The sequence below is a fragment of the Aestuariivirga sp. genome, from assembly GCF_047602625.1.
Taxonomy (GTDB): domain Bacteria; phylum Pseudomonadota; class Alphaproteobacteria; order Rhizobiales; family Aestuariivirgaceae; genus Aestuariivirga.
Genome location: NZ_JASGGV010000001.1, coordinates 828,711 through 847,311 on the forward strand (window position 1 = coordinate 828,711; position 18,601 = coordinate 847,311).

Sequence of the window (18,601 nt, forward strand, 5' to 3'; positions counted from 1 at the left end):
CCCTCCCGAAACTACAGATCGACAACCATTCCGTCATAGGCCGGTTCCGCGTTTGGCGGAAGCTCGCGCTTCAGTGTCTCGAAATCGAGATCGACATGCATGTTGGTGATGATGGCGCGGCGCGGTTTGAGCTTTTCGATCCAGCCTAGTGTTTCAGCCAAGCTCAGGTGGCTAGGATGCCGCGTATAGCGGAGCGCATCGACGATCCACAGATCGAGGCCCTCAAGCGCCGCAAGGCTTTCATCGGGGATGCCGTTGAGATCGGGCGTATAAGCCGTGCCACCAAAGCGGAACCCCAGCGCATCGATATTGCCGTGATGCACGCGAAACGGCAGCGCCGGAATGCTGCCGCCTGCACCTGTCACTTCCACCGGCACGCCTGCTTCAAGCCGGTTCAGCGCCGCCACCGGTGGATAATCGCTACCGGGTGCCGTGAAGAAACAATAGGTGAAACGCGACGACAGCATCTGCCCGGTCGGTTCATCCGCCCAGAGTTCCACGCGCTTGCGGCGCAGAAGGTAAAACGCGCGCAGATCGTCAATGCCGTGGGTATGGTCGGCATGTTCATGGGTATAGAGCACACCATCAATATCGCGGATATTGGCGGACAGCATCTGCTCGCGGAGATCGGGAGAGGTGTCGATCAGCACCCGCGTGATGCCGCTCTCCCCTTGTTGCGCGACAAGAACCGAACAGCGGCGGCGGCGGTTTTTCGGATTGGACGGATCACATGCACCCCAGTCGCCGCCAATCCGGGGCACGCCGCCGGAAGAGCCGCAGCCCAGGATGGTGAGTGTTTGCGTCATGCAGGGCGTGTCGCTTTCGAGAACAGGCGGAAGAAATTGTCTGTGGTGACTGCGGCCATCTCCTCGGCGCTCACGCCTTTCACCTTCGCAAGGGTCTCCAGCGTTTTCACGACGAAAGCAGGTTCGTTCGATTTGCCCCGATAGGGTACGGGCGCGAGATAGGGCGCATCGGTTTCTACCAGCAGCCGGTCCATCGGAATTTCGGCAGCCGCCTCGCGCAGATTTTCCGCCGTCTTGTAGGTGAGAATGCCGGAGAAGGAGACATAGCCGCCCATCGGCAGCACCCGGCGCGCCAGCGACACATCCGAGGTGAAACAATGAAGCAGCGGCTTGAACGCGCCCTTGGCCATTTCCTCTTCCAGAATCCGCGCGGTGTCGTCCTCGGCTTCGCGCGTGTGGATCACCAACGGCAGTCCCGTTTCGCGCGCTGCCGCGATGTGCTGGCGAAACCCCTGCGCCTGCGCATCGCGCGGACTGAGATTGTAGTGATAATCGAGCCCGGCCTCGCCAATGCCGACAACCTTGGGGTCGTCCGCCAGCCGCACCAGTTCGGAAACCGGCAGATCCAGCTCCTCATGCGCGTGATGAGGATGAGTTCCTACGGTACAGAAAACATTGGTGTTTTCATGTGCAATGCGCCGGAGATTGGGAAAGCGGGAAACCAGGGTGGAGATGGCCACTATGGTTTTGACTCCCGCCTGCTCCGCGCGGGCGAGAATGTCGGGCAGATGATCGGCAAGCCCCTCGTAGTCGAGGTGGCAATGGCTGTCGACGATCATGCTCAAGCCTTCGCCGCCTCGCCCGCTTCCACATAGCGCGGGAAGATACCCGAAGGCGCGGGGAGCGGCAGGCCACTGACAAGACGGGTGCCAAGATCGGCGAAGCTGCGCTTGTCCATAGGCATCGCCAGAAGATCAAGCAATTTTGCCGCGGAACCCGGAACATAGGGTTGGATCAGGATGGCAATAATACGCACCACCTCAGCCGTGACATAGAGCACCGTTTCCATGCGCGCCGGATCAGTCTTTTTCAGCGCCCACGGTTCCTGCCCGGCGAAATAGCGGTCACCTTCAGCGACCACGCGCCAGATCGCATCGAGCGCCTTGCTCATCGCAAAACTCTCATGATGCGCACGAACCTCATCGAGCAGGCCATCTGCGGCAGCGAGCATGGCCTTATCCGTGTCGTTCAACGGCCCTTGCGCCGGCACCACGCCGCCGCAGTTTTTGGCGATCATTGACAGTGAGCGCTGCGCCAGATTGCCGATGCCATTGGCAAGATCGGCATTGATCCGCGCCACGATGGCTTCGTGGCTGTAATTGCCGTCCTGGCCGAACGGCACTTCACGCAGGAAGAAATAGCGCGTCTGGTCCACGCCATAGTCGCGCACCAAATCCGCTGGCGCCACCACGTTGCCGAGCGACTTCGACATTTTCTCGCCGCGGCTGAACAGGAAGCCATGCACGACGATCTGCTTCGGCACCGGCAACTTGGCCGACATGAGGAAGGCAGGCCAGTAAATGGCGTGAAAGCGTGTGATGTCCTTGCCGATCACATGAGCATCCGCAGGCCAGTATTTGGCGCGCGGCGCATTGGCATCGGGGAAGCCGGTGGCGGAAAGATAATTCGTCAGCGCATCCACCCACACATACATCACGTGCTTGGGATTTCCTGGCACCGGAATGCCCCAGTCGAACGTGGTGCGGCTGATCGAAAGATCGGTAAGCCCACGCTTCACGAAGGAAACAATTTCGTTCTTGTAAGCCTCGGGCGTTACAAAATCGGGATGCGCGGCATAGTGCGCCAGCAGACGGTCGGCATAGGCGGAGAGCTTAAAAAAATAGCTTTCCTCCTCCACCCATTCAACGGGCGTTCCGGTCTTCGCCGCGAAACGGCGATCGTCACGCACCTCGGTTTCGCTCTCGTCGTAATAGGCTTCATCGCGCACCGAGTACCAGCCGGAATATTTCGACAGGTAGATATCGCCATTGGCCTCCATGCGCCGCCAGATTTCCTGCACGGAAATGCGGTGGCGCTCTTCGGTGGTGCGGAGAATATCGTCGGCGCGGGCATTCAGCGTGTCGCCCATCTCCTCGAAGAGTGCGGCCGTGCGGTCGGCAAGCTGCTGGGGCGTGATGCCTTCGCGCGCCGCCGTCTGCTGCATCTTCTGGCCATGCTCGTCCATGCCGGTCACGAACAGCGTGTCATAGCCGTCAAGCCGCTTGAAGCGCGCCAGCGCATCGGTGGCGATCCGCTCATAGGCATGGCCGATGTGCGGCGCCCCATTGGCATAGGGAATGGCGGTGGTGATGTAGAACTTTGACATTTAGGCTCAACTGCTTGATTTCAGGAAGCCTTCAGGGCCTCGTCGAGCTTGAGCAGCGCATCGGCGACCGTCTGGCGGCGGTCGAGGTTTAGGGCATCCGCCTGGCGAAGGGAATAGACGATCTCGTCATGCGCCTTAGCCATTTCAGCGCCTCCGCCTCCCAGTGCCCGCGCCCGTGCCTGCTCTCCCATCCAATTGACGAAGAGATCGCAGAACACGGCAAAGTCCTCAGCCGTTTCCCGCGCCCCGAAACTGAGTGCAATCTCCGCGACCTTAGCGGGTGGAAAGCGCATATTCGACTGCAAGCGCGAAAATATCTGAGCGCCTTTGGAACCCACGAGATCAAACGCCCGGCCCGGGCTCCCCTGCGAGAGGCTGGCCGCCTGCCGCAGTTTGTCTTCCGGCTCACCGGCAACAGGCGGAAGGTCTTGGAGAACGGATAATGTCTCGCCCTCGGTCAGAGGCTGCATATCCAGCCGGATGCAGCGCGAGCGGATGGTGCGCAGCAATGCACCGGGATTATGCGACACCAGCAGGAATACCGACTTCTCCGGCGGCTCTTCGATGATCTTGAGCAGCGCATTTGCGGATGGAGCATTCAGATCATCGGTGGCATCCACCACCGCCACCCGATAGCCGCCGCCGGCCGAAGTGCGGGCAAAAAACTCTGGGACTATCCGCGCATCATCGACAGCAATGCCGGTCTTAATCTTCTTGGCCTTGAAATCAACGCCGCGCTCGATCACCAGCAGATCGGGATGAGCGCCGGTTGCAATCCAGTGCGCGGCTTGTGAACCGGCGTCGACGTTCAGGCCATCGCGCCTGTCATCTGGCCGCGCCAGCAGAAAACGGGCGAAGCGATAGGCAAGTGTCGCCTTGCCGATGCCCTTGTTGCCGGCCAGCAGCCAGGCATGATGAAGCCGGTCCGACTGGTGCACTTTCAGCAGCTTCTGTTCAGCATTCTCATGGCCCACAAGCGACAGGCGGCGGCGCGGATGCCACTCCACATCGCGCGGATCCTTGAAGTCCTCAGCCACCGATCACCCGCCAGACCTGCGCCGCCACGCCGTCAACGTCCTGAGACGCATCGATCACATGGCAGCGCGCCGGTTCTTTCCCCGCAATGTCGAGAAATCCGTCCCGCAACAGGCGGTGGAACGCCAGTCCCTTGCGCTCGTAGCGATCTTCCGCCTTGGCGTCGGCACGTGCCTTCGCCCGCGCAAGGCCCACTTCCGGATCGAGATCGAAGATCAGTGTGACGTCAGGACGCGTGGCGCCCACAATTCCCTGTTCCAGCGCATCAATAAGGCCCATGTTGCATCCGCCCGCATAGCCCTGATAGGCGCGCGTGGAATCCATGAAGCGGTCGCAGATTACCACCGCGCCGCGTTTCAGCACGGGCCGGATCACCGCCTTCAGATGACTGTCACGCGCGGCATAATTCAGCAGCGCCTCGGCTTCGGGAGTCCAGCGCGCCGTATCGCCCGAAACGAGCAAAGCCCTCACAGCCTCAGCCTCTGCCGTGCCACCAGGCTCGCGGGTTTCCACCACATCGCGGCCCATCGCCCGCAGGCGTTCCGCGGCGCGTTTCACCTGCGTGGATTTGCCAGCCCCCTCGCCGCCTTCAAAGGTGATGAACATCAGCTTCCGAACGCCATGATCATCAGGCTGTCGAGCGCCCTGCTCCACATCGAGCGGTCTACGTCGACGCCGCTGGCCGCCAGAACGGGAATATCGGCAATGATATCGCCCTGCACAATCACGCGAACGGAACCAACTGTGTCACCTGCTTTGACGGGCGCCATGAGGGGGCCAGTGTAGGCAAGCCGCACCTCCACGGTCTGTTGCTCCGCGGGCGAAAGCGCCACGCGGAAATCATCCGCCGTCACCAGATCAACCGACCGCGCTGTTCCGCCCCACACGGTCGCCTTTCCAACTTTCTCGCCCTTCTCATAGAGCGAGAATTCCTGAAACTGCCCAAACCCCCAATCGAGCAGTTTTTGCGCCTCGGCCTTGCGGTCGGTGATCGATGACAGCCCGGCGATCACCATGATGAGGCGGCGGCCATCATGGTTGGCAGAGCCGACGAGGCCATAACCCGCTTCCTTGGTGTAACCCGTCTTCATGCCGTCAGCGCCCGGATAGTCCTGCAGCAGCGGATTGCGGTTCTGCTGGGTGATCTTGTTCCAGGTGAAAGACGGCTGGCTGTAATATTTATAATACTCCGGAAAATTCTGGATGATGTAGCGCGCCAGGATGGAAAGGTCGCGCACGCTCATGCGGTGGTCCGGATCGGGAAGGCCGGTGGCGTTCTTGAACACCGCGTTTTTCAGACCCAGTTCCTTCGCCCGTTTCGTCATCCGTTCGGCGAAAGCCTGCTCGCTCCCCGCCATGCCTTCGGCAATGGCGATGCAGGCATCGTTCGCCGATTGCACGATGACGCCCTGAATGAGATCGGACAGCTTCACGCGGGAATTGAGTTCCGCATACATGGTGGAACCACCAGATGATGCGCCACCATTCCGCCAGGCATTCTCGCTGATGGTGAACTCCTGGTCCATCGTCAGCTTGCCGGCTTTCAGCGCCTCGAACACCATGACCATCGTCATGAGCTTGCTCATGGAAGCAGGTGGAATGGCGGTATCCGCATCCTTCTCGAACATCACATGGCCCGAGCGGGAGTTGATCAGGATGGCTTCCAGCGCCTTGGTTTCAAACGGCGCGGGCGGCGTTTGCGCCGCTGCTCCGCCTGTGAATACGGACAGAGCCGCCAGCAGCAAAAACAGGGTGCGGATCATTGCCTGAAATTACCGGCCCTGCCCCACAATTGCAACGCGGAGCGTGCGTGGGCTACAGCGCCGCCTGCTGGCTATGGGCCACAACGACATGAGCATCGGGATGACCGAGCGAAACGGCTTGATCCAGCGCCGTATCGGCATCGCTGCGGTCGGCCAGCGGGCCGATGCGCACGCGGTAAAGCGGCGCGCCATTGCCCGTCACCTCAAGCACCTGCACGGGCCAAGCGGCGGCCAATGAGTTACGGGCCTTTTCCGCGTTCCGGGGATCGCCGAAAGAGCCGATTTGCACGTAGTAATCGTCTTCCATGCCCGAGGAAGGTGCAGGAGCCGCAGTTTGCGCCGGAGGCTGATAGGCAACGACGGTGACGGGCGGGGCCTGAATGACAGTTTTCTGCTTCGCCGGTTTGGGAGATGCCGCCGCAAGCTGGATATTGCCGCGCGGCAGCCGGCTGTCACGGTCAGCGGCGGCGATCATGCGCTTCATGGAGATGCCGCGCGAGAGCTCATCATTCATCGCCATCAGATGGCTGCCGTTATCGTTGAGCGGCGCGGGGCCGATGTACTGTACGCGAACCGAAGCAGTTCCCTTGTTCTGATAGCCCAGAACTTCCGCTGCGCCCTTGGAGAGATCAATTACACGGGTGCCGACGAAGGGCCCGCGGTCATTCACGCGCACCACCACCTGACGGCCATTCTCCAGATTGGTGACCTTCACATAGCAAGGCAACGGCAGGGTGGCATGCGCCGCAGTCAGTTTCGCCATGTCGAACCATTCGCCATTCGAGGTCATGCGGCGGTGAAACTGCGGCCCGTACCACGATGCCACGCCCTGCTTGTCGTAGTTCTCATCCTCGCGCGGCGTGAAAGTGCGCCCGGCAACCTGATAAGGCTTGCCGACCATGTAGCGTCCGCCGCCCATCGGAATGGGGCCTTTGCCTTTGTAATAAGGACTGCCCTTGCCTGCGAACGGATCAAGCTTTGCGGTTTTGGTCGGTCCTGACGAACATCCCGCCAGCGCAATGCCAACGGCCAGAAGGCACATCCAGACGACACCAACTCGGCGCATATTACCACCCCATACCCATGCGCGATTCCGGGCGCCGTCCCCACGTGACCGGAAATCAACAGCCTGAGTATTTGCGCCGCCCTCGTTAACGGCGGGTGTGCGGGTATGGTTAATAATCCGTGAGCGGATTACTGGTCGGCGGATGCAGCCGCGAGGCGCCGCTCATTGGTGACGGCGGCGCTGTTCCCCTTGGCAGCCGCCTGATGATAATAGTCGGCGGCCTTCTTGGCGTCCTTTTCGACGCCCCAACCCATCTCGTACATGCCGCCCAGATTGTTCAGGCCCCAGGGGTCGCCCTGCGCGCTGGCCTCCTGGAACAGCTTGAAAGCTTGTGCCAGATCGCGCGTCACGCCCTTGCCGTTCAGATACATGACGCCGAGATTGTTCTGCGCATCGGCGAGTTTCAGGTCTGCCGCCTTGCGATACCACTCTACGGCCTTCGCGGGATCCGCCGGCACGCCCTGCCCATTCTGATAGAGCTGCCCCAGCGCATTCATCGCCTTGGCGTTACCCTTGGATGCCGCATCCTGATAGAGCTTGGCCGAGGTGGCGAAATCCTGTTTCAACCCCTTGGCGCCCTTTGCCACGATTCGGGCCAGCCGGTATTGCGCCTCGACATTGCCCTGAAGCGCCGCCAGCCGGTAGAATTTCGCGGCTTCGGCAGGGTTCAAATCGGCGCCATCGGAGCCGGATTCATAGGCCTCAGCCACCGAAAGCTGGGCATCCTCGTCTCCCACCTGCGCGAGTTTCAGCCGCTTGTCGAACGGCACAGCATTGACGGATTGCGCCAGAACGGGCGAAACCGCCAGCAAGACGGCCAGACATGCACCAAGGGTCTTTCTCATCACCACGCCACTCCAACCCCGTCCCGAGGAGATTCTAGACCAGCCATGCCCTCCCGGCAATTGTGCGGGAGGGCCAATTCGGATAGCTTTGGATACCCAACAAAAGGAAACGCGCATGAGCAACGTCACCTCGCTGAAATCCGCCCAATCCATTGACAAGGACGAGTGGCAAATGCGTGTCGACCTTGCGGCGGCATTCCGGCTGTCAGCCCGCAATGACTGGCACGAAGGGGTGGCGAACCATCTGAGCCTCGCCGTATCGCCTGACGGCAAGAAGTTCCTGATAAATCCGCGCTGGATGCATTTCAGCCGCATCAAGGCTTCCGATCTCATGCTGCTGGACGTGGAAGACAAATCCACCATGGACCGCCCGGACGCGCCCGATCTCACCGCCTGGTGCCTGCATGGCCGCCTGCACGCCGCCCTTCCGCAGGCGCGCTGCATCATCCATCTTCATCCGATTTATGGCACCGTCCTTGCCTCACTGGCCAACCCGGATATTCTTCCGATCGACCAGAATACCGCGCGCTTCTACAACCGCATTGCCTTCGACATGGGCTATGGCGGCATGGCTAATACGGATGAGGAAGGCGACCGCCTTGCCCGTCTCATGGGCAACAAGCGCATCATGATGATGGGCAACCACGGGGTGCTTGTCTGCGCCGCCACCGTGGCCGAGGCTTATGATCTCACATATTACCTGGAGCGTGCCTCTCGTAACCTGGTGCTTTCTTATCAGACAGGCCAGCCATTACATGTGATGACGCCCGATGTTGCCGAGAAGACCGCGCAGGAGTGGGAAGCCGACCGCGAGCAGTTCCTCGCCCATTTTGCGGAAATGAAGCGCATCCTCGACCATGAGGACGCCTCCTACGCCAACTGACCGGCTTGACCGTTCAGGAACGTCCGCCTAAACCCACCCCGCCGGTTCCATCCGGAGGGGTGGCAGAGCGGTCGATTGCGGCGGTCTTGAAAACCGTTGAGGGTTCACGCCCTCCGGGGGTTCGAATCCCTCCCCCTCCGCCAAACACCGCCGATTGCCCTCTATGGCGCGATATTGCCGCCGATCACCGCCTCCCACCGGATGAGATAGCAAATCGCCAATTCTACGCTACAGCCCTACATAACTTGAGCGCAGCGACGGCAAGGCAGCTTCCGACCCATCTCGGCCATAGGGCAGGCACGCCGACCTTCTCCAAAGCGGACGCTGTAGTGGTAGGTCAGCGGGTCAGTTAACGGACCCGAGACCGTCAGCCTCGGCCATTTGATGCAAATCGTTCATCGAAAATCTCTCGATGCGGTTCTCATTGTAGAAGACAAGTATGATGATGGGATCATTCAGTTCTGGCGTGCCCTTCGGCAGCTCGGCCAGAGCGAAGCTTTCAAAAGGCCCTCCGTATAGGCTGATCATGACAGACAGGAGCCTGGAGTCGTCATTGCCGGAGTTCGCAGGAGTGATGCAGAAAACGTGAACACCGGGCAACTGGTTGGCTTCCCCTAGTTGGTTCGACGGATGCCGGTCGGCATGGATTTTCAGTACATGCCCTTTGCCGGTAAGGGCATAGCTTTTCGTTTCCGCGAACTCGGGACGCCGTACAAAGTCAGGGTCGAAGAGATAGGCAGCCAGATTGATGCCTATCTTGGTCAGCACGCGGTCATGGACGGCAATCGACATCGCGAGCTTAAGGTGCACGCCCTCACTCTCAATCTCGATCGGCACTGCACCCTCCGGAACGACGACGGCGCCGCCGTTCCGCCGGAGAAGTGTCAGAACCCCCCGAGCATCGTTAAGGTCAACGACCGCGCAGACGAGTTGCCCCTGGTTGCGCCGGTAGATGCGGGGTGTCAACCTTGATGCCGAGCGGGCGGTCGACGGCATAATCAGTTCCTCGACCCACACGACGCCATCCTTTGTGTTCGGGGCCTTGGCGGATATTTGGACGGGAGAAGCGACGTACTCCTCCGTCGTCGCGTTCCAGGTCAGCGGTGTATGCTCGTAGGCCACCTCAAGTCCGACCTTGATCTTGCGGATTAGAAGAAGATCGCCAGCCAGCGAGGCCTGCAAGGAAGATAGGAACGCACGTCCAGTGGCGACATCCTGCATATGCGCCGACAGGGTACCCGGGCTCTCCAGAACGACCTGCGGGAGAATGACCGGCTCGAACCCTTGCCGAAGATCCTGGTTTAGGAAGATGCCCTTCGCACGATCCTCCATAAGGGTCTGCTGTGTGTTCAGCGTCGGAGCGCCCGTCTTCCTGCCGCGCCCTCGCGTCTTCTCTTGATGAAATAAACGGGCAATGGCGACAGGCGAGGAGCGTAGAAATTTCGCCTCTAGTTTGGAGAAGACCTTCGTGTTGCAGTCTCCACAGACGCAGTCCCTAAGCATCCACCCCTTGTCATCTCCTCCAAGCCCAGCGGACACAACGTGCTCATCGGTGAACGGCTTGGCTTCGTCGCAGTAGATGCATCTGCTCATGAGAGTTCTAGCTTTCGATTGAGATCCATACAGGTTGCGGCAAATACTTCCGCGTTCAAGGCAGCCATGAAATGCACGAGTCGGTTAGGCTGGGACCACGCTCACGTCGAGTGGGGCGCAATTAGCAACTGTTCGCTCATTCCGGCGGTTTGCTCCAGCGAGCGTTCACCTATTCACTTCTAAATCCGAAAGCTGCCTGTCTGGTTTCCACCCCTATTCCGGCCATCCGCTTGTGCCTGAATTTAGCGGGCTATAGCGTAGATGTAGTTCTCTGTTTCGTCGTTCTCAGCCCGCCATTTTGGCCGAAAGCCCCAATCGTGTGAACGGTTTTCCGCCGAAACCCGCCGATTGCGCTCTACGGCGTCATTGAGAACAAGATAACTGCGCCGCCTGCTCGATGAGCGCAACGACAGCGTCGGCTTGCGACACCGGGCTCATATGGCTCGCGGCGACTGTGAGTGTCTGAGCTTTCATCCGCGCGGCCAAGAAGGTTTGAAGCTCTGGCGTGAGTGCCCGGTCGTTCTCTGACAGCAGATAGAATGACGGCTTGTTGCGCCATGCGGCGCCGGTCAGCTTCTCGCCGAACGAGCGCAGCGCAATCGGTTTCTGCGTCGCGGCCAGTACAGCTACCAATTCAGGCGGCAGATCGCCGGCAAGACCATTGCCATAATGGTCGGGATCAAACCACAGGAAGCCGCGATCATCCGGGCGCGCGCCCTCCATCCCCGGTGGCGGCGGACCATGGCGCTGAAGGTCCGCGACCGATTCGCCCGCGTCGGGAGCCAGGGCGGCGATATAGACCAGCGCCTGTACGCGTTCGTCGTTGCCCGCCTCGGTGACGACGGCGCCGCCCCAGCTGTGGCCGACAAGAATGACGGGTCGATCCTGCCGCGCGATGACCACGCGGGTGCTCGCGACATCCTCGGCCAGCGATGTCAGTGGCAGTTGTACCGCCGTCACCGGAGAGCCCCGTGCCTGGAGCCGACCGATCACGTCGCGCCAGATGGAGCCGTCAGTGAAGGCCCCATGGACCAGAATGATAGCGGGGCTCATCTTTCCTCTTTCTCTGTGGCGACTATTGCAGGGTCACGCGCCATACCACATACGCCAGAGTAGGCCGTCGCGCCTCACGAAATGATGCCAGAGGGCCGCGCCAACATGGGAAAGCAGGAGGGCGATCAGCAGATTCGCTCCAATTCCATGCGGAATCCGCGGCGCATAGTCGTGAAAGTCCGGAAGCACCGCTCCCGCCTGTCCAAGGATGGCCGGGGCCGCGCCGCTTAGAGCAATCATTCCGATGCCACTGGCGAACATGCCGATGAGGGCGACATAGAGGGCGTAATGAACCGCCTTTGCAGCCCGGTCCTGCCAGAGAGCCGTGTCGGCGATCGGCAGCGGCTTGCGGTCGATGAACATCCACCAGAACAGTCGAAGCAGCGTCAGAACCAGGGCGGCGATGGCGACCGGAACATGCACGCGCAGGATCGCGGCCTTGGCAGCCGCTTCAGAGGTGTCGGCGGCCCTGAACCCGGATATCAGCAGGATCAGGATAAGGATGGCTGACAGCCAATGGATCGTCACCGGGACGGCGCCGTAGCGCTCAGGCCTGCTCTTCATCATCAAGGTTTGCCTCCAGTCTTGTCTTGAGCGCGACCATGACACGACGGGCCGCATCGAGATCGTCCTGGACAATGCCCCGGCACAAGGCATTGGCCCGAGGCGCGTAGAGACGCAGCGCCTCGTCATAGACTTGCCGCCCCTTTTGCGTGAGCACGACGAGATTTGCCCGCTTGTGATGCGGGTTCGGCTCGAACGCGACGATGTCGTCCTGTTCCAGAGCATTGACGATGCGCTGCACATTCTGGCGGCTCGCGCCGAGGTCGCGGGCCAGCCAGGCGACAGGTTGCGGCCGCTCGGCATAGGCAATCACGCCAAGAATCTGCCAGCGTGCGCTGGTCAGGCCAAGCGGTGCGACCATCCGGTCGCCCCAGGTCAGCGTCAGATTGTTCACCCGGAACAGGGTGAGGATGAGATCGGTCAAAGTGTTTTCGGCGGGGCTGCGTACGTCGTCGCTCATGTGCTCTATATAACCCTATTGACATTATAGTGTCAATTATGCATCTTACTGACTATACGGCCACAATGCCTGAAGAGCAACCCAACGGAGATCACCATGTCCATGCTCAAACCACTCGATCCCGCCTTTCCGATCCAGAGCCAGCTTTCGATCGACGCCAGTCCCGTCATCCTCGTGAATGTGTTCACCCTGGCGGCTGCCGACGAAGCCGCGTTCCTGGCCGCCTGGGAAGACGACGCCGCCTTCATGAAGGCGCAGCCCGGTTTCATCTCGACCCAGCTTCACCGTGCGATCGGGCCCAGCCCGACCTATCTGAACTACGCCGTCTGGCAGTCGACGGCGGATTTCAGCGCGGCCTTCAGCCACCCGACCTTCCGGGGCAAGCTGGCCGCCTACCCGTCCTCCGCAGTCGCCCTGCCGCATCTGTTCCAGAAGGTCGCCGTATCCGGCATCTGCACCGCCTGACGGCATAGGTTCCCGATCATGAAAAAGATCATCCACCCGATCGCCGGCGCATTGGCGCTGCTGACCATCTTGACCTTCTGGATGTCGACGGCGCTGTCGGAACTCTTCGGCTCGACCGCGACCATCGTCGCGGTCAAATCGGCCATCCCCTGGGGGTTCCTGCTGCTCATCCCGGCGCTGGCCGTGACCGGAGGCTCTGGCCTGTCGCTCGCGAAAGGCGCGCGCGGCGGGCTGATCGGCGCCAAGCTGAAGCGGATGCCATTCATCGCTGCAAACGGGCTGCTGGTCCTGATCCCGGCGGCTCTGTTCCTGGCCTCGAAGGCCAAGGCCGGGGCATTCGACAGCAGTTTCTATACCGTGCAGGTGATCGAGCTCCTCGCCGGCCCCGTCAACATGACCCTGCTGGGGTTGAACATGCGGGACGGCTTCCGCCTGAGCGGGCGCATGACGCGTACGAAGCAGGCGGCCGTCGACATGCCCTTGCTGGCACAGGACAGGGTGGCCGAGGGCACGATGGCCTTTCGCTTTGCCAAGCCGGCCGACTTTACCCATAAGGCCGGACAGTTCGCCACTTTCACGCTGATCAATCCGGCCGAAACCGATGACGAAGGCACTGCCCGCACCTTCACTATCGCCAGCGCGCCCTACGAGCCCGAACTGATGATCGCCACCCACATGCGCGACAGCGCCTTCAAGCGCAGTCTGGCGAAGCTGCCGGCAAAGGCTGTCGTTCGTGTCTCGGATGTCGGCGGCGCCCTGACGCTGGATGGCGATGCGGCGCGGCCCGCCGTTTTCATTGCAGGCGGGATCGGCATCACGCCATTCCTGTCCATTTTACGACATGTTGCGCACGAAAAGCAGACCCGAAACATAACGCTGTTCTACTCGAATCGGCGCCTGCAGGATGCCGCCTTCCTGACCGAGCTGGAGGCGATCGCCTCGGCCGATATCGGCCTGACCTTCGTGCCAGCAATGACGGCAACCGAGATTTCCGGGCAAGGGTGGGTTGGTGAGACTGGACGAATCGACGAGGCGATGCTGCGGCGCCATATCCCGGACCTCAAGGCGCCAATCTATTCTCTCGCCGGTCCCCCGGCGATGGTTGAAGCAGTGCGCAACCTGCTGAGCAAACTTGGCGTGCCGCGCCGGGATATTCGTTTCGAGGCGTTCCGTGGATATTGAGTGAAGCCAGCGCGCAGAGCGCAATCGGAAAGGGACTTATGCTGCAAAGCCCGAAATAGCCGCCGAAACTCGCCGATTACCGCATATCATGAATACTTATATAAGTATCAGATAGTTATGATGATTTTGTAGTTCTCATCTTCGTCGGGCGCTGCCCGCCAGAACATAGTTTCGATCAAGCCACGGGCTGTTGCATCGCCGGGAGTTTTTCCCGTTTTTGCGCCGCCATGGAATTGTTGCTAGGCTGCCTCCATGAAAAAACTCTTTTTGAGCGGTGTATTGCTTGCCGTTTGGGCTATTGCCCAAGGCCCCGCGCAGGCTGCCAGTTTTGACTGCACGCTGAAAACGCTTGCGCCGGACGAGAAAGCCATCTGCGCCAACCGGGACTTGAACGATGCCGATGTTCAGATGGTCACCACCCTCAACTTGCTCTCGGGGCTTATGATGATGGGAGGCCGGGGCGCATTGTGGGATGATCAGGCGGCGTGGCTGAAACAGCGGCAAGCCTGTGGTGGTGATATCGCCTGCATCCGCAAGGCTTATGCCTCGCGGCTCAATGCACTTCAGGGCATCTATGATGGGCTGAACAAGCCGCTGTGATTGTTCAATGATGCGCTTTGTATATTTTAGTTTACTCCTGATCGTCTCTGCATTGGCTTCGCCATTGCAGGCGGCCGCCAACGGCCCGCCTATGGCGAATGCTGTCGTGCTGATCATCCGTCATGCCGACAAGCCTGAAGACGGGTCGCAGCTTTCGCCGGATGGTGAAAGGCGCGCCGAGGCCTATGTGCAATATTTCAATCCCTTCAAGGCCGCCGGCGATTCCGTGACACCGGATATGCTGATCGCCACGGCGGACAGCGGCAACAGCGAGCGCCCCAGGTTGACTCTGGAGCCCCTGAGCAAGGCCATCGGCGTTTCCATCAACACTGAGTTCGCCAATCATCAGGAAAAAGACCTGGCTGCCTACCTGTTTCAGGCGCAGCACGGCAGAGTCATTCTCATTGCTTGGCATCATGGACGCATTCCGCAGCTGATCGCGGCGCTTGGCGGCGATCCCTTCCGGTTTTTTCCTGACGGGCGCTGGCCGGATGATGTCTATGACAAGGTCATCGTCCTGCGCTTCGATGCAGCCGGGCAGTTTGCCTCGCAGCAAATGGTGCAAGAGCCGTTTTAAAACGGAAACGGCCCTCCGCATCATGACGGAAGGCCGCTGCTGTCCGTGCAAACCTGCTTAGTTGAGTCCGAGCTTGCCGCGCAGGGTAGAGAGGTCCTCGGCCAGCGTGTTAACGGCAGCGGCGAGAACCTTGCGGTCGTCCTCGCTCAGCTTGTCATAGAGCATATAGCCGTCGCCTTCCTGATATTTGGCCAGCGTTGCATCCACCTTGTCGAAGTTGACGGTGACCTTGGCCACGAAGTCGGCTTCCTGCTTCTCGATCAGCGGGCGTGTGAGATCGAAGATCTTGCGCGAGCCGTCGAAGTTGGCCTTGAAGTCGGCGAGGTCGGTGTGGGAATAGCGGTCCTCTTCACCAGAAATCTTGGTGGCCGCCACTTCTTCCATCAGCGCCGCAGCGCCGCCCACCACCTTGTCCGGCGGGAATGTCAAGTCGGCGATGCGCTTGTCGAGTTCCTTCACATCCGAAAGAAGCTTGTCGGCGATGGGGGCCAGGCCCTCGGTGGAATTCTTCACCCACAGGCCGTACTCAATGCGGTGGAAACCTGGAAAGCCCGGATCGTCTTCCTTCTTTTCATAGTCATCGGCGCGGGAGTCGATCGACGCATCGAGGTCGCTGAAGAGTTCGGCGATGGGCTCCACCGCCTCATAGCTCATGCGGGTTTTGGCGAAGAGGCTTTTGGCTTTCTCAACATCACCGGCCTTCACGGCGTCGGTGAAAGCCGTGGTGTCGGTCACAAGCTGGTTCAGCTTGCCAGAGACATAGATCTTGTATTCGCTGATCGGCTCAACGAGATCGAGCGCTTCGGCGCGCGCGGCGCCGGTTGCGCACATCAGGACGAGTGCTGTGGTGGCCAAAAGTTTCTTGATCTGCATGCGTCGCTCTCCTTGCTTGGTTTTCAGTTTGTAATCTCTGGCTTCATGTCTTGAGGGTCGCGATAAGAGACTGGCCGAGATAGCCGCCCTCCTCCGCCACGCCGGGCAGCACGAAGAAAAATCCGCCGCCTACCGGCTTGATGTATTCCTCCAGCGGCTCCCCATCGAGGCGGTGCTGGACAGCGACGAAGCCGCGATCGAGATTTGCCTGATAGCAGATGAACAACAGGCCCTGATCGAGATGGCCCGAACGCGCCACGCCGTTGGAATAGTTGAAGGGGCGGCGGAGAATGAGATTGTTCTCGCCATGCGGATGGCGCGGATTGGCGAGGCGGATATGCGCGTCCAGCGGTGTGTGGACGCCCTCCGGATCGCTGGCGAAATCCGGCACCTCACTTTCGTGATCGCCGCCGCTCATCGGCGCGCCGTTCATCTTCTGTCGGCCAATGATGCGCTCCTGCTCGCCCAGCGGCGTGCGGTCCCAGCGCTCGACGAAATTGCGGATGATCCGCACCGCCTGATAGGTGCCGTTCATGGCCCAGGCGGGTTCGTCATCATCAGCGCCGATCCAGACCAGCTTGTCCATCAAGGCCGTATCGGAACCATTCGGGTTGGCTGAGCCATCGATGAAGCCGAGGAAATTCCGCGCATTCTCATGCACGCCGTCGGCGCGCGGCGGCACCACGGGCACGGCCCCCTCCTGCTTCCAGTTGATCACCAGCCGGTCGGGAAGGTTTTTCAGGATATCCCGCAGGGCGTGAATGTTGGTGTCCTGGGTATTGGCGCAGAACTGCAGCGCAATATCGCCATGGCATTGTTCGGCCAGAAGCGCGTCGTTGCGGAATTCGGGCATGCGGCGGAGCGACTTGGGCTTGAAACCCGCGAGCCACGGGCGCTTTTCAAACAAGGACGCTCCGAGAGACAGCGTGATGGTGAGATTGTCAGGTTTGAAAACAGGTCCCAGAATGCCGGAGTCCGGTGGCGGTAATTTTGGATCACCCGTTTCAACGGTGCCGCCGTGGGTGAGCCGAACCATCCGGTCCGTCAGCCGCTTCAGCAGGTCTTGCAGTTCATCCGGCGTATCGGCAATCACATCGAACGACACGATCATTCCATGGGCCGGGCGCGGATTCACGATGCCGGACTGCCGCGCGCCATAGAATGGCTGCCGGTCGTTGAGCGACGAGGTGCCAATGGGCGCGATGGTGACGTTGCCTTCGGCCTTCGCCAAAGTTGGTGTGGCGAGCATTGCACCACCGGCGATGGCGAGGCCCTTCAGAAGATTGCGCCTGTCCGGCTGGGTTACGTCCTGTGTGTTCATGCCCTGATGCATCGGGCTCTCCTAGTTTAATCCGAGGCTGGCATTGGCTTTTGCCAGCGCATCCGCGAGTGCGGTGAATACGGCGGCGAGCTTGTCGCGCCCGGTTTTGTCGATCGTGCCGTATGAAGGATATTGGCCGTCCACCATCGTGGCATCGACGGCGGCATTGGCGGCGGCCAGTTTTGCGTCGAGATCCGATGCCGTTTCCGGAGAGGCAGCGAGCGCCGGTTTCAGCAGCGAAACCAGCTTGCCGATGCCCAGAAGATTGCCGTGAAATTCGGTGAGATCGCTTCCCGCATATTTGTTCTCGCCATTGGGCACCTGGCGGTCGGCCATGCGGGCGGCGAGCTTTGAGGCATTGGCCGCGAGATCGGACGGCTGCACTTTGGCCGCTTTCAGCCGGTCGCCAAGGCCGTCGACATCAGCCGCCAGTTTCGCGGCAATGGGCGCAAGGCCATCGAGGCTCGATTTCGCGAAGAGGCTATATTCGATGCGATGGAAGCCGGTGAACGCCGGATCATCCTCGCGTTTGCCGAGATCGTCCGCGAACGGATTGATGGTCGACTCGGCATCGGAAAGCCTGAGCATGACCGAGGCGATTTTCCCGTAATCCTGGCGGATCTGCGGATAGAGCGCCTTGGCACCCGCCAGATCGCCAGCCGTGATCGCATCGGCGAGCTTGTGTGTTTCGGCGGCCAGCGTTGCCGCGTTCAGGCGCAAAAACACCTTGTATTCGGCGATCGCGCCAAGGAACACCTTGTCGTCAGGCTTGGCGGACGTGCCCGCACTGTCAGCGGAGGCCGTGACGGTGATGGCGCCTTGCGGATTGGTGAGCAGGCCGCAGGTCATCTGATAGGCGCCGGGCGCGAGATTGGCTGTCAGCGTCTGTGTAAAGCCGGGAAGGATGTTTTCCTTCTCCTCCACGACCATCACGCCATCAAGGATTTCCCATTCCACGGTGCGCTCCGACGCGTTTTCGACCAGGAAAGTGCTTTTCCCGGCGGGTACGGTCAGCGCATTTGGATCGCAGGCATTGGCGCGAATGGTAACCTTCACAGTGCCTGAGGCTTGGGGTGCCCGCGCATGTTTGAGCGCAAAGGTGAATGCCGCTACGCCCGCAATGGCCAAAACAGCCGCGCCGATGGCGGCGAGGCGCAGCGTGCGGGCCGATTTCTGTTCCGTGGCCATG

General features: G+C 60.6%; 20 protein-coding genes and 1 tRNA gene. 6 read left to right on the forward strand and 15 right to left on the reverse strand.

Annotated elements, in window-relative coordinates; all coding sequences use genetic code 11:
* Positions 1-11 precede the first annotated feature (11 nt).
* The 8 genes from QM694_RS04260 to QM694_RS04295 all read right to left on the reverse strand — a co-directional run bounded on the left by QM694_RS04260 (position 12) and on the right by QM694_RS04295 (position 7,841).
* Positions 12-806 (reverse strand): MBL fold metallo-hydrolase, encoded by a 795-nt coding sequence (locus QM694_RS04260; protein ID WP_415005688.1) that lies wholly within the window; start codon positions 804-806, stop codon positions 12-14.
* Positions 803-1,585, reverse strand: a complete 783-nt coding sequence (locus QM694_RS04265) for a TatD family hydrolase (protein ID WP_415005689.1) — start codon at positions 1,583-1,585, stop codon at positions 803-805. Before QM694_RS04265 ends, QM694_RS04260 begins: the two co-directional genes overlap by 4 nt.
* 2 nt (positions 1,586-1,587) lie before the next feature.
* Positions 1,588-3,132 (reverse strand): methionine--tRNA ligase, encoded by a 1,545-nt coding sequence (metG, locus tag QM694_RS04270; protein WP_415005690.1) that lies wholly within the window; start codon positions 3,130-3,132, stop codon positions 1,588-1,590.
* A gap of 20 nt (positions 3,133-3,152) precedes the next feature.
* A complete protein-coding gene (locus QM694_RS04275) occupies positions 3,153-4,169 on the reverse strand; it encodes a DNA polymerase III subunit delta' (protein WP_415005691.1) in 1,017 nt (338 codons plus the stop codon).
* Positions 4,162-4,773 carry a dTMP kinase gene (gene tmk, locus QM694_RS04280; RefSeq protein ID WP_415005692.1) on the reverse strand — a complete coding sequence of 204 codons (612 nt, stop codon included), beginning with the start codon at positions 4,771-4,773 and terminating at the stop codon, positions 4,162-4,164. The genes QM694_RS04275 and tmk overlap by 8 nt, the downstream gene beginning before the upstream one ends.
* Positions 4,773-5,930: a D-alanyl-D-alanine carboxypeptidase family protein gene (locus tag QM694_RS04285; RefSeq protein WP_415005693.1), complete on the reverse strand. Its 1,158-nt coding sequence runs from the start codon at positions 5,928-5,930 to the stop codon at positions 4,773-4,775. The genes tmk and QM694_RS04285 overlap by 1 nt, the downstream gene beginning before the upstream one ends.
* Positions 5,931-5,982: 52 nt before the next feature.
* The gene (locus QM694_RS04290) at positions 5,983-6,996 is read right to left on the reverse strand and encodes a septal ring lytic transglycosylase RlpA family protein (protein ID WP_415005694.1); all 1,014 of its coding nucleotides are present in this window, start codon (positions 6,994-6,996) and stop codon (positions 5,983-5,985) included.
* 128 nt (positions 6,997-7,124) lie between these two features.
* The gene (locus QM694_RS04295; protein ID WP_415005695.1) at positions 7,125-7,841 is read right to left on the reverse strand and encodes a tetratricopeptide repeat protein; all 717 of its coding nucleotides are present in this window, start codon (positions 7,839-7,841) and stop codon (positions 7,125-7,127) included.
* Between the two features lie 115 nt (positions 7,842-7,956).
* On the opposite strand from QM694_RS04295, the gene QM694_RS04300 reads away from it, so the two are divergent.
* Together QM694_RS04300 and QM694_RS04305 are read left to right on the forward strand one after the other, a co-directional pair.
* The gene (locus QM694_RS04300) at positions 7,957-8,724 is read left to right on the forward strand and encodes a class II aldolase and adducin N-terminal domain-containing protein (RefSeq protein ID WP_415005696.1); all 768 of its coding nucleotides are present in this window, start codon (positions 7,957-7,959) and stop codon (positions 8,722-8,724) included.
* 53 nt (positions 8,725-8,777) lie between these two features.
* Positions 8,778-8,867 (forward strand) — tRNA-Ser (locus tag QM694_RS04305).
* A gap of 202 nt (positions 8,868-9,069) precedes the next feature.
* On the opposite strand, the gene QM694_RS04310 is transcribed toward QM694_RS04305, so the two are convergent.
* The 4 genes from QM694_RS04310 to QM694_RS04325 all read right to left on the reverse strand — a co-directional run bounded on the left by QM694_RS04310 (position 9,070) and on the right by QM694_RS04325 (position 12,394).
* Positions 9,070-10,317, reverse strand: coding sequence for a hypothetical protein (locus QM694_RS04310; RefSeq protein ID WP_415005697.1), 1,248 nt, complete (start codon positions 10,315-10,317; stop codon positions 9,070-9,072).
* Positions 10,318-10,680: 363 nt separating this feature from the next.
* Positions 10,681-11,370 carry an alpha/beta fold hydrolase gene (locus QM694_RS04315; RefSeq protein ID WP_415005698.1) on the reverse strand — a complete coding sequence of 230 codons (690 nt, stop codon included), beginning with the start codon at positions 11,368-11,370 and terminating at the stop codon, positions 10,681-10,683.
* Positions 11,371-11,403: 33 nt separating this feature from the next.
* Positions 11,404-11,937, reverse strand: a complete 534-nt coding sequence (locus QM694_RS04320) for a cytochrome b (protein ID WP_415005699.1) — start codon at positions 11,935-11,937, stop codon at positions 11,404-11,406.
* Positions 11,918-12,394: a MarR family winged helix-turn-helix transcriptional regulator gene (locus QM694_RS04325; RefSeq protein WP_415005700.1), complete on the reverse strand. Its 477-nt coding sequence runs from the start codon at positions 12,392-12,394 to the stop codon at positions 11,918-11,920. The genes QM694_RS04320 and QM694_RS04325 overlap by 20 nt, the downstream gene beginning before the upstream one ends.
* Positions 12,395-12,490: 96 nt before the next feature.
* Between QM694_RS04325 and QM694_RS04330 the strand changes: the two genes are divergently transcribed.
* The 4 genes from QM694_RS04330 (at position 12,491) to QM694_RS04345 (ending at position 15,218) form a co-directional block, all read left to right on the forward strand.
* Complete coding sequence (locus tag QM694_RS04330) at positions 12,491-12,859, forward strand: antibiotic biosynthesis monooxygenase family protein (RefSeq protein WP_415005701.1); 369 nt, start codon at positions 12,491-12,493, stop codon at positions 12,857-12,859.
* Positions 12,860-12,877: 18 nt separating this feature from the next.
* Positions 12,878-14,041 (forward strand): FAD-dependent oxidoreductase, encoded by a 1,164-nt coding sequence (locus QM694_RS04335; protein ID WP_415005702.1) that lies wholly within the window; start codon positions 12,878-12,880, stop codon positions 14,039-14,041.
* A 252-nt stretch (positions 14,042-14,293) separates the two neighbouring features.
* Positions 14,294-14,641, forward strand: coding sequence for a lysozyme inhibitor LprI family protein (locus QM694_RS04340; RefSeq protein ID WP_415005703.1), 348 nt, complete (start codon positions 14,294-14,296; stop codon positions 14,639-14,641).
* A 7-nt stretch (positions 14,642-14,648) separates the two neighbouring features.
* Complete coding sequence (locus tag QM694_RS04345; RefSeq protein ID WP_415005704.1) at positions 14,649-15,218, forward strand: flagellar basal body-associated protein FliL; 570 nt, start codon at positions 14,649-14,651, stop codon at positions 15,216-15,218.
* Positions 15,219-15,275: 57 nt separating this feature from the next.
* Here QM694_RS04345 and efeO (QM694_RS04350) read toward each other — a convergent pair whose 3' ends face one another.
* From efeO (QM694_RS04350) to efeO (QM694_RS04360), 3 genes are read right to left on the reverse strand one after another with little or no spacing between them, the layout of a single operon-like run.
* The gene (gene efeO, locus QM694_RS04350) at positions 15,276-16,172 is read right to left on the reverse strand and encodes an iron uptake system protein EfeO (RefSeq protein WP_415005770.1); all 897 of its coding nucleotides are present in this window, start codon (positions 16,170-16,172) and stop codon (positions 15,276-15,278) included.
* Complete coding sequence (gene efeB / locus QM694_RS04355) at positions 16,135-17,424, reverse strand: iron uptake transporter deferrochelatase/peroxidase subunit (protein ID WP_415005705.1); 1,290 nt, start codon at positions 17,422-17,424, stop codon at positions 16,135-16,137. Before efeB ends, efeO (QM694_RS04350) begins: the two co-directional genes overlap by 38 nt.
* Positions 17,425-17,433: 9 nt before the next feature.
* On the reverse strand, positions 17,434-18,600 hold the full coding sequence (gene efeO, locus QM694_RS04360; RefSeq protein WP_415005706.1) for an iron uptake system protein EfeO: 1,167 nt from the start codon (positions 18,598-18,600) through the stop codon (positions 17,434-17,436).
* Position 18,601 lies beyond the last annotated feature (1 nt).

Bases quoted from the DNA above. Each gene is read 5' to 3' on its own strand.
- QM694_RS04330 (WP_415005701.1), top strand. From the start codon at position 12,491: ATGTCCATGCTCAAACCACTCGATCCCGCCTTTCCGATCCAGAGCCAG.
- tmk (WP_415005692.1), bottom strand. From the start codon at position 4,773: ATGTTCATCACCTTTGAAGGCGGCGAGGGGGCTGGCAAATCCACGCAG.
- QM694_RS04340 (WP_415005703.1), top strand. From the start codon at position 14,294: ATGAAAAAACTCTTTTTGAGCGGTGTATTGCTTGCCGTTTGGGCTATT.
- efeO (WP_415005706.1), bottom strand. From the start codon at position 18,600: ATGGCCACGGAACAGAAATCGGCCCGCACGCTGCGCCTCGCCGCCATC.
- QM694_RS04335 (WP_415005702.1), top strand. From the start codon at position 12,878: ATGAAAAAGATCATCCACCCGATCGCCGGCGCATTGGCGCTGCTGACC.
- QM694_RS04325 (WP_415005700.1), bottom strand. From the start codon at position 12,394: ATGAGCGACGACGTACGCAGCCCCGCCGAAAACACTTTGACCGATCTC.
- QM694_RS04310 (WP_415005697.1), bottom strand. From the start codon at position 10,317: ATGAGCAGATGCATCTACTGCGACGAAGCCAAGCCGTTCACCGATGAG.
- QM694_RS04295 (WP_415005695.1), bottom strand. From the start codon at position 7,841: ATGAGAAAGACCCTTGGTGCATGTCTGGCCGTCTTGCTGGCGGTTTCG.
- QM694_RS04320 (WP_415005699.1), bottom strand. From the start codon at position 11,937: ATGATGAAGAGCAGGCCTGAGCGCTACGGCGCCGTCCCGGTGACGATC.
- efeB (WP_415005705.1), bottom strand. From the start codon at position 17,424: ATGCATCAGGGCATGAACACACAGGACGTAACCCAGCCGGACAGGCGC.
- QM694_RS04315 (WP_415005698.1), bottom strand. From the start codon at position 11,370: ATGAGCCCCGCTATCATTCTGGTCCATGGGGCCTTCACTGACGGCTCC.
- QM694_RS04285 (WP_415005693.1), bottom strand. From the start codon at position 5,930: ATGATCCGCACCCTGTTTTTGCTGCTGGCGGCTCTGTCCGTATTCACA.
- metG (WP_415005690.1), bottom strand. From the start codon at position 3,132: ATGTCAAAGTTCTACATCACCACCGCCATTCCCTATGCCAATGGGGCG.
- QM694_RS04260 (WP_415005688.1), bottom strand. From the start codon at position 806: ATGACGCAAACACTCACCATCCTGGGCTGCGGCTCTTCCGGCGGCGTG.
- QM694_RS04290 (WP_415005694.1), bottom strand. From the start codon at position 6,996: ATGCGCCGAGTTGGTGTCGTCTGGATGTGCCTTCTGGCCGTTGGCATT.
- QM694_RS04265 (WP_415005689.1), bottom strand. From the start codon at position 1,585: ATGATCGTCGACAGCCATTGCCACCTCGACTACGAGGGGCTTGCCGAT.
- QM694_RS04345 (WP_415005704.1), top strand. From the start codon at position 14,649: ATGATGCGCTTTGTATATTTTAGTTTACTCCTGATCGTCTCTGCATTG.
- QM694_RS04300 (WP_415005696.1), top strand. From the start codon at position 7,957: ATGAGCAACGTCACCTCGCTGAAATCCGCCCAATCCATTGACAAGGAC.